The organism is Phocaeicola acetigenes, from assembly GCF_027529745.1.
Classification (GTDB): domain Bacteria; phylum Bacteroidota; class Bacteroidia; order Bacteroidales; family Bacteroidaceae; genus Phocaeicola; species Phocaeicola acetigenes.
In genome coordinates this window covers 22,388-36,726 of record NZ_JAPZVM010000010.1, presented here as the reverse complement: position 1 = coordinate 36,726, position 14,339 = coordinate 22,388, and the positions used below count along the sequence as shown (strand labels likewise).

At 42.5% G+C, this 14,339-nt stretch carries 12 protein-coding genes and 1 riboswitch; of the genes, 2 read left to right on the top strand and 10 right to left on the bottom strand.

Features of this window, described 5'->3' with window-relative positions; all coding sequences use genetic code 11:
* Positions 1 to 60: 60 nt before the first annotated feature.
* From O6P32_RS11055 to miaB, 10 genes are all read right to left on the bottom strand, one after another.
* Positions 61 to 2,073, bottom strand: a complete 2,013-nt coding sequence (locus tag O6P32_RS11055; RefSeq protein ID WP_408636065.1) for a TonB-dependent receptor — start codon at positions 2,071 to 2,073, stop codon at positions 61 to 63.
* Positions 2,074 to 2,126: 53 nt separating this feature from the next.
* A riboswitch (cobalamin riboswitch) is annotated at positions 2,127 to 2,335 on the bottom strand.
* Positions 2,336 to 2,567: 232 nt separating this feature from the next.
* Entirely contained in the window at positions 2,568 to 5,342 is a 2,775-nt protein-coding gene (locus O6P32_RS11050) for a SusC/RagA family TonB-linked outer membrane protein (protein WP_269878557.1), read from the bottom strand.
* Positions 5,343 to 5,442: 100 nt separating this feature from the next.
* On the bottom strand, positions 5,443 to 5,919 hold the full coding sequence (folK, locus tag O6P32_RS11045; protein WP_269878556.1) for a 2-amino-4-hydroxy-6-hydroxymethyldihydropteridine diphosphokinase: 477 nt from the start codon (positions 5,917 to 5,919) through the stop codon (positions 5,443 to 5,445).
* Between the two features lie 15 nt (positions 5,920 to 5,934).
* Positions 5,935 to 6,990: a tRNA preQ1(34) S-adenosylmethionine ribosyltransferase-isomerase QueA gene (gene queA, locus O6P32_RS11040; RefSeq protein WP_178267170.1), complete on the bottom strand. Its 1,056-nt coding sequence runs from the start codon at positions 6,988 to 6,990 to the stop codon at positions 5,935 to 5,937.
* A 21-nt stretch (positions 6,991 to 7,011) separates the two neighbouring features.
* The gene (gene truB, locus O6P32_RS11035; protein WP_178267171.1) at positions 7,012 to 7,716 is read right to left on the bottom strand and encodes a tRNA pseudouridine(55) synthase TruB; all 705 of its coding nucleotides are present in this window, start codon (positions 7,714 to 7,716) and stop codon (positions 7,012 to 7,014) included.
* Between the two features lie 23 nt (positions 7,717 to 7,739).
* Positions 7,740 to 8,534 (bottom strand): undecaprenyl-diphosphate phosphatase, encoded by a 795-nt coding sequence (locus tag O6P32_RS11030; RefSeq protein ID WP_178267172.1) that lies wholly within the window; start codon positions 8,532 to 8,534, stop codon positions 7,740 to 7,742.
* 2 nt (positions 8,535 to 8,536) lie between these two features.
* Entirely contained in the window at positions 8,537 to 8,773 is a 237-nt protein-coding gene (locus O6P32_RS11025) for a DUF3098 domain-containing protein (RefSeq protein WP_178267173.1), read from the bottom strand.
* A gap of 31 nt (positions 8,774 to 8,804) precedes the next feature.
* On the bottom strand, positions 8,805 to 9,674 hold the full coding sequence (locus O6P32_RS11020) for a cell division protein FtsX (protein WP_178267174.1): 870 nt from the start codon (positions 9,672 to 9,674) through the stop codon (positions 8,805 to 8,807).
* Positions 9,675 to 9,676: 2 nt separating this feature from the next.
* Positions 9,677 to 10,573 carry a class I SAM-dependent methyltransferase gene (locus O6P32_RS11015; protein ID WP_269878554.1) on the bottom strand — a complete coding sequence of 299 codons (897 nt, stop codon included), beginning with the start codon at positions 10,571 to 10,573 and terminating at the stop codon, positions 9,677 to 9,679.
* A gap of 260 nt (positions 10,574 to 10,833) precedes the next feature.
* A complete protein-coding gene (gene miaB, locus O6P32_RS11010; protein WP_269878553.1) occupies positions 10,834 to 12,207 on the bottom strand; it encodes a tRNA (N6-isopentenyl adenosine(37)-C2)-methylthiotransferase MiaB in 1,374 nt (457 codons plus the stop codon).
* A gap of 130 nt (positions 12,208 to 12,337) precedes the next feature.
* Here miaB and O6P32_RS11005 point away from each other — a divergent pair, with 130 nt between their 5' ends.
* The gene (locus O6P32_RS11005; RefSeq protein ID WP_269878552.1) at positions 12,338 to 12,676 is read left to right on the top strand and encodes a hypothetical protein; all 339 of its coding nucleotides are present in this window, start codon (positions 12,338 to 12,340) and stop codon (positions 12,674 to 12,676) included.
* A gap of 81 nt (positions 12,677 to 12,757) precedes the next feature.
* A complete protein-coding gene (locus O6P32_RS11000) occupies positions 12,758 to 14,254 on the top strand; it encodes an acetyl-CoA hydrolase/transferase family protein (RefSeq protein ID WP_178267178.1) in 1,497 nt (498 codons plus the stop codon).
* Positions 14,255 to 14,339: the final 85 nt, after the last annotated feature.

Below are 14,339 nucleotides of genomic sequence, written 5' to 3'. Positions count from 1 at the left end.
GAAGACAGATAGAACAAAACTGTATGTATGGTGGAATAATTTTATAAAGTCCGTTTTCATTTAAAAAGTATATTGTGCAATGAGTTTGAAATTGATACCCGGCATAGGATAGCAAATCACCACTTCGTATTGCTGGTTGAACAGATTGTTGATTTCTAATGTTAGTTTCAAGTCGCCCGGACCGATTCGCTGGGTTTTGGCTACCGATAAGTCGCTGGTATACCACGGCAGCTGGTAATTGGCCAGAATATTGGCTTGCGACGAATACCGCTCTCCTGTATAGATAAAACTATAGTTGGCTTCCCACGAGCGCCAGTTGGCATTTACTGCTGCCGAACCGCTATGCCAGGGAATGTAAGGTATCTGTCCTCCATAGAACTCATCGTAAGGGTCGGTGAAGTCCTGTGCTTTTTGATAGGTATAGTTGATTCTTCCGTTCAGGCGGAACTCTCTTCCTATTTGCCATCCCGTTTGCAGGGCAGCGTCAATACCTCGTATTTCCACTTTTCCCAGGTTAATCATTGTCCACCGGAAAAAATTGGAAGTCGGTGTAGCTATAATTTTGTTTTCAACTTCGTTGTAATATACGTCTGTCTGTATTTCTATGTAGCGAAGCCAACTGTGGGAAAAAGATTTGCTATAAGTAAATCCCAGATTGTACTGGTTTGTATACTCAGGGTCCAGATCTACATTTCCTACAAAAGTATAATACAAGTCGTTCAAGGTTGGCATTCGAAAGATACGCTTGTAAAAGCCACGGATATTCAAGTCAATTGATTTGAATGGCTGATACGAGGCGACTACAGCTGGAGTCCATTCCTGTTTGTTGGGGGCCGATTCGTTTTCTGTCCGGACTTTATCGTGTACAAAAGTTCCAAGCAGGCTGGCCTGTGCTTTAAACCGGTCGAGTGAAATGGCTGTGGCAGCTGCTATCAGTCCGGTATGCCGGCGAGGATATACAAAGTCCTGTAAATCGGCATTCAGTAAATTGAACTGATAGTCGGCAGACACGCTGACATCCCATCCCGGTAAAATGGTAAACCGGTTTGCAGCCGAAGCATAAACTTCCTGTTGGTAATAATGATTGTTGGTATACATCAAAGATTCATCTTTGTTCGGGTCTGCCAGATAATGCAAATAGTCGTAGGCATATTTTATGTTGCATAACAGGCTGTACCGGGACGAAAAATCTTTTTTGAATGTACCCTGTGTGAAAAAATTAGTATCCCACTGACGGTCTTCGTGTGAGAACTTGTTGCGTACAATGGCACCGGGATATCCTCGCTCGGAGTTATACAGATAGGCTTTTGCACGCCAATATCCCTGGTCTATTTTTCCAAACAGTCCGCCTTCTACGCGCAGAGCCTGTACATCACCATTTTGACGTACAGCGGTAGTATCGTATCCGTCTTTAGTCTGATAGCGGAATTTATATTTTCCGGTGGTATACATATACTCGGCACTGAGAGAGCTGTAAAGTTTGTCGTGAATTTTCTGCTCCCATAATATGGAGGGATTGACTACTCCAAACGAACCGGTCTTAAAGGTTGTCTTTACATGGTAACGTTCTTCGTTTTCAAACTTTGGGGTACGTGATTGTAAATAAATAGAGCCGGCAGAGCCGAAATCCTTTGCAGGTTGGAAAATAGCACTTTTCTGGCCGTTGTACAGTGTAACCGATTCCATGTTGTCCAAAGAGAATCGTCCCAGGTCTACGGTACCGTTCTGTGCGTTACCCAGTTCAATGCCATCGTAGAATACCCCTACATGATTGGTTCCCATGCTTCGGATGTTTACGGTTTTCAGACCTCCTACTCCTCCGTAATCTTTGATTTGTATTCCGGAGAAATAACGCAATGCATCGGCCACATTATGTGAGCTGAGGCGCTGCAATTCGTTTCCGGACAGTTGCTGTACGGGAATAACTTCTTTTTGGAAAGTACGTGCCGTTACTACGACTTCTCCCAAATGTTGTAGGCTATCCAGCTTACTTTGTGCATATATAGAGATACAATGTCCCCATACAAGGATACACATCAGCCAAACGGCACGCATGATGGTCTGCTTATACATGTCGGTTCTTATAAAATGAAAAAACAGGCAACAGTTTCCCTAACCCCAGAGGGCACTGAGCAAATGAATGATGGCAGGTCTTCTGACTGACTCCCTCTCTGAAACCTTCCCAATATAGCCATTGTATATCAGTGGTATGAGCATTTTTCAGAAAGTTTGGTATAGAGCTTTACAGCAGCGGGACTGTCCGGGATTTTCACCCGATTCCCTTTTAATCCGTTTCCTAGAACAAGGATGTGGAACCAATTCGTGAGCAAATATAGAAAATAAATGAAATAGTTGTATCTTGTTTGATGTTTTATCTCGTTGGATACTTAAACAGGAAGGGTGTCTCATTGTAAGGGTACGTCCGTCTCACTATAAAGAGACGAGTGTCCCACTGCAAGGAGACAGGTGTCTCCTTGCAGTGGGACACTTTATACGACTAATATTACTTACTCTTCTTGAAGAGTCTTTTCTATCAGTTTACTGTGTCAGCTAAATTGTTTTTTGAACTAAAAGTCCATGCTGACAGAAAAACCGAGGTTGCGCAAACTGGGCAGGTTGAAATAATCTATTCCCTGCATGAAGTTGCCCATACTGGCCGTACTCATGGGGTCGAACGGCGCTTTGTTGTAAATCATGCACAGATTGCGTCCTACAAACGAAACCTTGATACTCTGTATCCAGTTTACCCAACGGTGCATAGGAATGGTATATCCTACCGAGAGTTCTGCCAGACGCACATTGGTAGCGTCGTATATATAGGCTGCTCCTACCCCCTCCAGACCAGTTACATAATTATAATATTGCTTGGCTGGGATAAGCTGCTGTCCTACCCATACACCGCCGTTGTTACGTGCATCAGCAGTAGCCTTCGATACACCGTACTGGTCCATCATCGCCTGAGTGAGGGACAGACCTTTTCCTCCAAAGTTTCCCTGTAGAACGAAACTTAAGGCTATTTCTTTCCAGTTGAAGTCGTTGCTCCATCCTATCTGATACTTGGGAGCAGCATTACCGGCATAGGTGTATTCATTGTTTTTTTCCGGTAACCCGTCGCTCCCGATGACAAGGTTTCCTTTGCTGTCGGTGCGGAATGCGCGGACGTATATGTCGCCTATGGAGCCGCCTTTTACAAGTTTTTCCTGTGCGATAGGGTGATAAGAAGTTATCATTTCAAACGATGGGATATCTGTTTCTGTTCCATCAGAAGAGATATTTGTAAAGTCTTTTATCTTGTTCTTATTTAGTGTGTAAGTAAGGTTGCTATTCCATTCTACAGGACCTAAGGGCTGTTTGAGTTGGAGAGACATTTCGACTCCTCTGTTTTCGATAGTGGCATTCATTAACTGGTTATAGTTCGCTTGTTGGGTCAGTGCTACACTGTGAGTGGTAGAGGTATATAAAGTAAGAGATAGGTTCAACCGGTTTTGGAACATTCCTAAGTCGATGCCGGCTTCGTACGATTTGGTGGTTTCGACAGGGCTTTTTCCTTGTGTTAGTGCCTCGTAGTCGAAGTTTTGGTTCTTTTGCCACAGTCCTTCTATCAAGGCATACTGATGGGTAGCTCCAGTCTCGCTGTAATCGAAGCGGAGTTTAGTGAATGACAGAATATCGGAGCGAATCGCAGAAAAAGCTGTGGGAATAAAGGCTATTCCGACAGAGGGATAAAATCCATCGGTTTCCGAATAGAAAGTGCGGTACTTGAAATCATTCCATTCTTTCCGTCCGGTAGCATACACGTAAAGCATGTCTTTAAAGCCTATCTGCAAGGAGGCAAAGAGACTTTTCCTTTTATCTTCGAATGATTCGGAAACACTGTTTTTCAGCGCATCATCAATATTGTCGGCTGAGAATCCGTTGGGTTGGATCAGACCTCCGTTGAGCAAATCGAAATCGTATTGCCGTTTCTGTATGCTTCCTCCTAATAATGCATTGAACGAAAATGCTCCTATGCGATGGTGCAGGTCAAGGGAAAGGTCGCTGTACAGTTGGTGCAGGTCGGCTTTATTTTCCCCGTACAGTCCGTTTTCCGAGTTGATGAGATAGGCACTGGTCGATGCGTAAAGTTCTTGTGCCTGCTTTATTACATCTTTATCATAGCGTACGCGGGCGGAGGCAGAAAGCCAGGGGGTAATGTCGTAACTGATACCGATATTGCCTAAGAAACGGTCTTTCTTATTGAGAAAGGTGTTTCGGTTGATAATCCAATAGGGATTCTGCCACTCGGAATACGGCCAGTATTGGGCATAGTAATCTTTATCAGGGTCATAGCGTTCGTACCAGGGAACACCGGTAATTTGTCCATATTGATTAGGTCGGAAGTTCAGACATTCCGGATAGAGGTAAACGGGAATGATAGGGTTAAAATCGTCTCCGTGCGACAGCATATTCTGTTCTTTGGTGCGCATATACATTAGGCCGAAATCAATATGCAGCTTGTTGTTCAGCAGATGGGTGCTGTTGCGGAAAGTCAGGTTGTAATGGTTGGAGAGATTGTTTTCTATCAGTCCGGTGGCATGCTGTGTGGCAGCCGAGAAATAGCTTTGGTTGATGTCGGTACCGGCAGAAAGACTGACATGATTCTGAATGGTGTGTCCGGTACGGTAGAAGTCGGAAGGATTCCAGGTGGGATCTCCGGTATCCGAAGCTGTATTCCACTGATAATACTGATTCTGAAATTCCGGCATGACGAAAGGCTTGCTGAACGTAGTGCTTTGAGACACATGAATGGCAGGCCGGTGGGTAGCCTTCCCTTTCTTGGTGGTGATAAGAATGGCACCGTTGGCGGCATCGCTTCCGTACAGTGCGGCTGCCGACGGACCGGAGAGAATAGAGACATCTTCTATATCTTCGGCATTAAGAGAAGCAATGGCATCGGCGGTCAGCCCGTATCCGGTGTAGATAGCCGAAAGGGTATTGGTGGAAAGCTGGGGGAAGGGAATTCCGTCGATGACATACAGCACATTGTTGTTTCCCCAAATACTGCGTGTACCTCTCATTCGTACACGTACTCCTGCTCCTGTTCCGGCAGAGCTTGGATTGAGAGTGGCACCCGTGGTTCTTCCAATCAGTGAATGGAGGAAATTGGCGTCTTTTACTTGGGTTAGTTCATTCCCCTCTATCTTTTGAATCTGGAAAGGGAGAGTACGAAGGTCTTGTGCACGACCTAAAGCTGTAGTTACAGTGTCTGTATGGGCTACTTGTGTTTCTTGTGCAAATAAAGAATTTGCCGATAGGAATGCTCCTGCATAATAGAAAAGGAACATTAAGCCAGATGTCTTCATAACATTGCGTATAATAGGTTTTCTAAGGGTACGCAATATCGGAATTTTGACAGAATTTTACAACTGTTTAACACCTCTTTCTTTGTGATTGCGATGCAATTTATTCGGATTCAGTGAGCAAGAGTTTGTTTAGTTCGGAAAGAGACTGATGAAGAACAGGATGAATGAAATCAGGAGCAATTTCTGCCAAAGGTTCCATTACGAAGCGACGTTCCGTCATCAAGGGATGCGGAATGGTAAGTTCGGGAGTCTGCAGTGTAAGATTATTGTACAGCAGGATATCAATATCTATCGGACGGTCGGAATATACTCCTTGTACAGATTTCTGTTTTCGTCCCATTTCCCGTTCTATTTCCTGTGTAAAGTGTAATATATCAGTAGGAGATAATGTGGTTTCTATACAAGCTGCCGCATTAAGGAAGGTATGCTCGGAAACGAATCCCCATGCAGCGGTTTCATAAAAAGAAGACAGGGAAATTACTTTCCCTATCTTCCTGTTTATTAAATAGACGGCAGTACGTAAGTTTTCTTCTTTATTGCCTAAGTTTGTACCTAAGCCTACGTATACTTTTGCCATGATGCAGTTGTGTTTTTATTTGTCTAAAATCAACATGGCATCACCGTATGTTCCGAAGCGGTAATCTTCTTTCAATGCGGTGTTGTAGGCTTCCATAATCAGTTCATAACCTCCATAAGAACATACCAGCATCAGCATGGTAGACAGCGGCATATGGAAGTTGCTTACCATAGCGTTGGCTACAGAGAAGTCGTAAGGAGGGAAGATAAACTTGTTGGTCCATCCTTCGAATTCTTTCAAATGTCCGTCTGTACCTACGGCAGTTTCGATGGCACGCATCACTGTAGTACCTACGGCACACACACGGCTGCCACGGTCTTTGGCCTCGTTGACAATGCGGCATGCTTCTGCATTGACAAACATCTGCTCTGAATCCATTTTATGTTTGGTCAGGTCTTCTACATCAATGTCGCGGAAGTTGCCCAAACCGGCATGCATGGTAATGAAAGCGAAGTCAATACCTTTGATTTCCATACGCTTCATCAATTCGCGGCTGAAATGCAAGCCTGCGGCAGGGACAGTAACTGCTCCTTCGTTTTTAGCAAAGATATTTTGGAAACGCTCTTCGTCTTCAGGTTCTGCCGGTCGTTTGATAAATGGAGGCAATGGGGGTTCTCCCAGTGCATACAAGGCTTTTTTGAATTCATCGTGTGGCCCGTCGTACAGGAAGCGAAGGGTACGTCCGCGTGAAGTGGTATTGTCGATTACTTCGGCTACCATCGAATCGTCATCACCAAAATACAATTTGTTTCCGATACGGATTTTGCGGGCCGGGTCTACCAATACATCCCACAAACGCAGTTCTTCGTTCAGTTCGCGCAACAGGAATACTTCAATACGGGCTCCGGTTTTTTCTTTGTTTCCATACAAACGTGCAGGAAAGACTTTAGTATCATTGAAGATAAATACATCCTTGTCATCAAAGTAGTTTAAAATATCTTTGAAGATTTTATGTTCAATTTCTCCGGTAGCTTTATTGACTACCATCAGACGAGATTCATCTCTGTATTTTGCCGGATGAAGGGCGATACGTTCTTCCGGTAATTTGAATTTGAATTGTGATAGCTTCATCTTTTGCGTTCCTTTCTTTCCTTAATCGTTTATAACTTCTATTTCTTGTTTCTCGAGCCATTCCGGGAAGTTTTCTACTTCCATGCAATCTTCAAGTCTGACCTCTCCTACTCTTGTGCGTATGAGTCCTGTCAGATGGGCACCACTGTTCAACGCTTCACCAATGTCGCGTGCCAGCGCACGGATATATGTGCCTTTGCTGCATACTACCCTGATTTTTATTTCCGGCAGGTTACATTCCAGCAATTCTATTTCGTCGATGACCAGTGTTTTGGCTTTCAACTCTACTTCATCTCCTTTTCTTGCCAGGTCGTAAGCACGTTTTCCGTCTACTTTGCAGGCTGAGAAAGCCGGTGGTACTTGTTCGATGGTTCCTACGAACTTTTTCAGCACTTCTTCTACCAGTTCCCGGGTAATATGTTCGGTAGGATAAGTCGCATCAATTTCTTTTTCCAAATCGAATGAAGGAGTAGTAGCTCCCAGTTGAAGGGTTGCTATGTACTCTTTGGTGTGGTACTGGAATTCCTCGATACGTTTGGTCGCTTTTCCGGTACATATAATCATGACTCCTGTAGCCAGCGGATCGAGTGTTCCGGCGTGTCCTACCTTAATCTTTTTTACGCCTAATTTTCGGCTGATGTGATATCTTATCTTGTTGACAACCGCAAACGATGTCCATCGTAACGGTTTGTTGAAATATAATATTTCTCCTTCCTTGAAATTCATTCTTTATATATGGGGACAATGGGTTAGCTGAGTATGATGGTCAGTATACCGGCAATGGCACAATAAATTCCAAAATAAATCAGTTTACCTTTCTTTACAATGTTGATCATCCATTTGCAGGCGATGCATCCCGATATGAATGCCGCCAAAAAGCCTACTATCAGTGACAAGGTAGATATTTCGGCTCCGGCCATGGAGGCATCTTTTATAATTTTCATTCCATCGAGCAAGGCTTCTCCTAAAATAGGAGGAATGACCATTAGGAATGAGAATTGTGCCAACGATTCTTTCTTATTTCCTAAGATAAGTCCGGTAGCAATTGTTGAGCCGGAACGTGACAATCCGGGCAATACAGCACAAGCTTGGGCTAAACCGATGATAAATGCGTCTTTCATACTGATTTTTTCTTTTGGACGCGGCTTGGCATAATAAGAATAAGTGAGCAGAAGTGCTGTGATAAGCAACATGCATCCTACCACAAGCAGACCTGATCCGAAAATATCTTCGACATAATCTTTAAAGAATACACCAATGATGCCAATCGGAATCATGGATATGATGATGTTGACTACATAACGGGTTTCTTCGTTCATCTGGAACTTGAATAGTCCACGGAATATCCAGTTAATTTCTTTCCAAAGAATGACCAGTGTACTTAATACTGTAGCTACATGGACAACGATGGTAAAGGTCAGGTTATCTTCTCCCTCAATACCAAATAATGCTGATCCGATAGCAAGGTGTCCGCTACTGCTGACTGGAAGGTATTCTGTCAATCCCTGCAGAATACCCAAGATTAAAGCTTCAATCCAACTCATGTTTATTTTTCTATTTTATCTGTAGGTTTTCGGAGTATACCGTAAATCATAAATATAAATCCCAGGAAACAAACTACCGGAGCGACTTTAATACGACGTACGCTGAAAATGTCTGGTTGAAACATCGTTTCATTGGAACCAGGTCCGGTCATGAGTAAAAAGCCGATAATAATTACTACCATCCCTATTCCCAATAGGATGAAGTTAGTCTTATCAAAGGCAAAGTTCTTTTTGTCCATACTGATGAAAAATAAAATATTAATAGATTTTTTATTTGCTGTATAAATCGCTAACCTTCATACGCAAGTATTTGTTGATGGATATCAAGGCGCAGAAAGTTGTAATAATGATACCGAAAACAAATACAGAAGTCATGACAACCAGTATTACCGAAGGAGTGATGACTGCTAACAGATCCGGTTCGTATCGTACCAGAAGATAAGCCATTGCAGTTAGTAAAGCATTAGCCATTGCTGCTGCTAAAACTCCTACCCAAATATTACGGATGAGGAAAGGACGGCGTATGAAATTCCAGCTGGCTCCTACTAGCTTCATTGTGTGGATAAGGAAACGTTTGGAATAGATAGCCAATCGGATTGTATTGTTGATTAGAGCAAATGAGATTAGAGTCAGTAAAGCAGCCAGAACCAGCAGGACAATACTGATTTTTTGGATGTTTTTATTTACCGCATCCAACAAATCTTGCGGATAGTTGACTTCAAGTATGTGCTTATGGGAAAGTATTTCATCCTTTATCCACGCAATACTGTCCGCATTGGCATAATCGGCATTGAGTGTGACCTCAATGGAAGCGGTGAATGGATTATGGCCTAAAAATTCGGCAGGGTCAGTACCCATGGCTTCGGTCTGCTCTTTCAGTGCCTGTGCCTTGGATATATAAGTAGTTTTCTTGATGTAAGGAAATCCGTTCAGCTCTTTCTGGAAACGTGTAATTTCTGCTTCCTTCATATCATCGCTGATAAGTATTGATACTGCTATGTTTTCGCGTACATATACAGATAAGTTATTGGCGGCCATGAGAAAGAACACGACCAATCCCAATAGAAGCAGTACCAGCATCGTACTGATACTGGAAGTGATAAACTGCATGTCGAAGAAAGCTACCAATTTTTTACTCATAATCACTTCTTTCTAAAAACGTAGATAATGGAGCTGCTTCGCTCCTTTTTAGCTTGTGAAGCAAACCATGCTTCTGTACCAGTCAACAATCCTTTCAGGAATGGATGACGGCTTTTTTTGTATTTTTCGGTGAGCATGGATACATAAAAGGCATCGAACGGCATGGGATGTTGTTCTGCTAAAATGAAGCCATGTTTAGCTCCGAATTGTTGCATGGTAGACGGAGTGAAATGCCACAAATGTCGTGGCGTATCATAGGCTGCCCACATTTCTTTGTATTTCTGGGCATCGAATGAGTTAGGATTAGGAACCGCAACAATCAGAACTCCTCTTTCCTTTAGAATACGGTTCAATATTTCCCATGTTTCATTCAGATGTTCGAGATGTTCCATTACATGCCAAAGAGTAACAACGTCAAACGATGCTTCTTCTTGTAATGAAAGTGCTTCGGAAGGCTGTACGTCTAAGCCAAAATGTTTTTTGGCAAATTCACGTGCCTGTGGACTTTTCTCTATTGCAGTGACTTTCCATCCTTTTTCTGCCATAAAATGGCTGAAATATCCGGTTCCTGTACCGATATCTAACAAACTTCCTTCATTCAGGCGACTGCTGTGTTTAACGAGTCTTGCCTTGCGGGCAAGCATATAACGGCGTACCTGATGATATATTTGGTTCATCAGGCCTTTATGTGTATCGCTGTGCGAAATATAATCGGGTGATTCGTAGTATCTGCCTATTTCGGCTTCTACAGGGGCACGTTGAGTGAAAAGGAAGTGACAATGGGTACACTGCTCCACGTCGAATTTTTCGCCGGTAGCATAGTGGTCCGTACAGGTCATCACTTTCTGAAATTGGCTATTCCCACAAAGGGGACATTTATTTATATTTAGTATATTCACTTTATTCCCTAATTTGCTGCAAAATAACAAATAAATTGATTATATACCCTATTCTATTAAACGTTTTTAATATATTGTATAAAAATAATGGGAATGGTCTTGAAAATGCTGTAGGAAACTGATGTGTAATTTGTGTGATTGTTTGAATACATTCAGATGGAAAAGGGAATGCTTTGGGCTAAAGAAAATCGAGCAGATAGACAAGCTTTGAGGAATGCTTGATTTACCTGCTCGATTTTAATATAGTTATTTCGAAATGTTTATTCTGTAACTTCTATGCCTTTCAATGTAGCAGAACTTGATTCGGTAATCCGGACTTTGACAAAGTCACCGATACGATGTGTTCCTCGGTCGAATACGACAACCTTGTTTTGCTCGGTACGGCCAAATAACTGCTCTTTAGATCGTTTGGAAACACCTTCTACTAATACTTCGAATGTTTTACCCACATCTTTGGCATTGCTTTCTGCTGAAAGCTGATTTTGTAACTCAATCATTTCATTCAGACGGCGGATTTTTACCTCTTCAGAAATGTCATCGGGAAGATGTTTTGATGCATAAGTTCCTGGTCTTTCAGAATACTTAAACATAAAGGCTGAATCGTAGGCACATTCGCGCATGAGCGAGAGTGACATCTGATGATCCTCTTCTGTTTCGGAGTGGAATCCGGAGAAAATATCAGTACTTAAGCCACAATCGGGGATGATGCGACGGATAGCTTCTACCCTTTCCAAGTACCATTCGCGGGTATACTTACGATTCATCAGTTTCAGAATTCTGGAACTTCCGCTTTGTACGGGTAAATGAATATGTTTGCATACATTGGGAACTTCTGCAATGACATGGAGGGTTTCATCACTCATGTCTTTAGGATGTGAAGTCGTAAAGCGTACGCGCATGCCCGGTACCGCTTCGGCTACAATACGGAGCAACATAGGGAAAGTTACTGTCTCCCCTTCTCTTTCAAACCGGTAAGAGTTGACATTCTGCCCCAGCAAAGTTACCTCTTTATAACCTTTCTTTTCCAGGTCGTGTACTTCATTCAAAATACTTTCCACATCACGGCTACGTTCGCGTCCGCGTGTATAAGGCACAATGCAATAGTGGCAGAAATTGTTGCAGCCACGCATGATTGATACAAATCCGGAGATGTGGTTTCCACAGATACGGGATGGAATGACATCACGATAAGTCTCGGTGGTAGACAGTTCTACGTTGATTGCTTTTTCTCCGGCTTCTACAGCTGCTATCAAATCAGGAAGTGTCAGGTATGAGTCTGGACCGGCCACAAGATCTACATGATGATTTTCAATCAAGTCGTTCTTTACTCGTTCGGCCATACATCCCAACACTCCTACGATAAGGTGTTTACGTTTTTTGCGTAAAGAGTGGAAAAATTCCAGACGATTCAGAATCTTCTGTTCTGCATTGTCGCGGATAGAACAGGTGTTCATGAATACAGCATCGGCTTCCTCCAATGTTTCGCAAGGCGAGTATCCCGCCATTTGCATGATAGAAGCAATTACTTCACTGTCGGCTACATTCATCTGGCAGCCATAAGTTTCGATAAACAGTTTCTTGTTTTCGTGTTCAGTTGCAGATTTAAAGTCTGCTCCTGTGTTTTCTTTTGTCATAGGATTCTTATTATAAAAATTAGTGTTACTGTTTGCAAAGATACCTCTTTCCGTGTTAACTTCCATAAAACCGGTAGGATATATAGGATTTATTCGTATCTTTGGCTAAAACCCTTAATATTTGTTTGATATGGAAATCTTTCAGGTTTTGGTTGTAGTGGCAATGATTGCTATTGCTGTTTGGCAAAAAAGTAGAGAGAAAAGGGTGAAACGCATGCAAATTCGTAAGCAACAGTTAAAGAAAAAACTGGATGCACATCTGACTGTTGTACCTCCTCCTATACCTGTGGAGGCAAGGACAAAAAAGAAAGAAGAATTACGAAAACCGATTGAGCAAGCATCCACCTCTCCTCTTCCTTCTCAATCAGCTGTTCATGAAACCCGGACGTCCTCTGTCAGACTGAATATGCGAGAAGAAGCGCGTCGTGCTTTTATCTATTCTGAAATTTTTAGCAGAAAGTATGAATAGTATGGCAGACCTGCTGAATTTTTTCTATTTTTGAATTTGATAACCGAACTTTTTTAATACTAACGATAAACACTGAATAAAATGAGTTTTACTTTTATGTCGGCAGCCGAAGCTGCAAGCCTTATAAAAGACGGAGAGATTCTGGGATTGAGTGGTTTTACCCCTGCAGGTACTCCGAAAGCTGTTGTTTCAGAATTGGCAAAGATAGCTGAAGAAAAACACGCACGTGGTGAACAGTTCCAGGTAGGAATTATTACAGGAGCTTCTACAGGAGATTCTTGTGACGGTGCATTGACCCGTGCAAAGGCTATTAGTTTCCGAGCTCCTTATACCACTAATACAGACTTCCGTAAAGCTGTAAACAATGGAGAAATCCGTTATACAGATATTCATCTTTCACAATTAGCTCAACGCTTGCGTTCGGGTTTTCTTGGTCATGTAAGTACTGCAATTATTGAAGCTTGCGAAATCACGGATGATGGTCGTATTTACTTGACAGCCGGTGTAGGTGTTACTCCTACTGTTGCTCGTCTGGCTGACCGGATAATTGTGGAGTTGAATGCAGCCCATAGTAAGAATCTGATTGGTATGCACGACTTATATGAGATGGAACGTCCTCCCTATCGTCGTCCGATTCCAATTGTACGTCCTAGCGACCGTATAGGTCTTCCTTATATCCAAGTGGACCCTTCGAAGATAGTTGGTGTAGTTGAAGTAAATATACCGGATGAAGCTCGTGGCTTCCACGATTCAGATCCTGTAACTGATAAGATTGGCCAGAATGTAGCTGAATTCCTGGCAGCAGATATGAGAAGAGGTGTAATTCCTTCTACCTTCCTTCCGTTGCAATCAGGTGTGGGTAATATTGCCAATGCAGTATTAAGTGCTCTGGGTAAAGATTCCAGCATTCCGCCGTTCGAAATGTATACTGAGGTTATTCAGAATTCAGTAATCAAGCTGATAAAAGAAGGTCGTATCAAGTTTGGAAGTACCTGTTCTTTGAGTGTGACCAATGATTGTTTGCAGGATATTTATGATAACATGGACTTCTTCCGCCACAAATTGATTCTACGCCCTTCTGAAATCTCCAATTGTCCGGAAGTTGTCCGTCGAATCGGTGTCATTACAATGAATACTGCAATTGAAGCAGATATTTATGGAAATGTGAACTCAACTCATATTTGCGGAACGAAGATGATGAATGGAATTGGCGGCTCTGGTGATTTTACCCGCAGTGCATACATTTCTATATTCTCTTGTCCGTCTACAGCTAAAGGAGGATGTATCAGCTCTATCGTACCTATGGTGTCTCATCAGGATCATAGTGAACATTCTGTTAATGTGATTGTCACAGAACAAGGTGTTGCCGATTTGCGTGGTAAAAGCCCTATGGAACGTGCCAAAACTGTTATTGAGAATTGTGCTCACCCCGACTATAAACAGCTATTGTGGGATTATCTCAAGATCTCTACCAAAGGACAGACTTCTCATTATTTGCCTGCTGTATTGGGTATGCATCAAGTATTTATGGAGAAAGGTGATATGCGTTTGACTAACTGGGCTGATTTCGTGAAATAAGTGAAAATATAAATACAATTTATCCTATTGTATCGAGCATTAAAATAGCTTGGTACAATAGGATATTTTTTGTCTAAATTCCGGT

Excerpts from the sequence above, each read along its gene's own strand:
- O6P32_RS11050 (WP_269878557.1), bottom strand. The coding sequence starts at position 5,342 with ATGAAGACATCTGGCTTAATGTTCCTTTTCTATTATGCAGGAGCATTC.
- miaB (WP_269878553.1), bottom strand. The coding sequence starts at position 12,207 with ATGACAAAAGAAAACACAGGAGCAGACTTTAAATCTGCAACTGAACAC.
- O6P32_RS11000 (WP_178267178.1), top strand. The coding sequence starts at position 12,758 with ATGAGTTTTACTTTTATGTCGGCAGCCGAAGCTGCAAGCCTTATAAAA.
- O6P32_RS11030 (WP_178267172.1), bottom strand. The coding sequence starts at position 8,534 with ATGAGTTGGATTGAAGCTTTAATCTTGGGTATTCTGCAGGGATTGACA.
- O6P32_RS11025 (WP_178267173.1), bottom strand. The coding sequence starts at position 8,773 with ATGGACAAAAAGAACTTTGCCTTTGATAAGACTAACTTCATCCTATTG.
- folK (WP_269878556.1), bottom strand. The coding sequence starts at position 5,919 with ATGGCAAAAGTATACGTAGGCTTAGGTACAAACTTAGGCAATAAAGAA.
- O6P32_RS11055 (WP_408636065.1), bottom strand. The coding sequence starts at position 2,073 with ATGTATAAGCAGACCATCATGCGTGCCGTTTGGCTGATGTGTATCCTT.
- truB (WP_178267171.1), bottom strand. The coding sequence starts at position 7,716 with ATGAATTTCAAGGAAGGAGAAATATTATATTTCAACAAACCGTTACGA.
- queA (WP_178267170.1), bottom strand. The coding sequence starts at position 6,990 with ATGAAGCTATCACAATTCAAATTCAAATTACCGGAAGAACGTATCGCC.
- O6P32_RS11005 (WP_269878552.1), top strand. The coding sequence starts at position 12,338 with ATGGAAATCTTTCAGGTTTTGGTTGTAGTGGCAATGATTGCTATTGCT.
- O6P32_RS11020 (WP_178267174.1), bottom strand. The coding sequence starts at position 9,674 with ATGAGTAAAAAATTGGTAGCTTTCTTCGACATGCAGTTTATCACTTCC.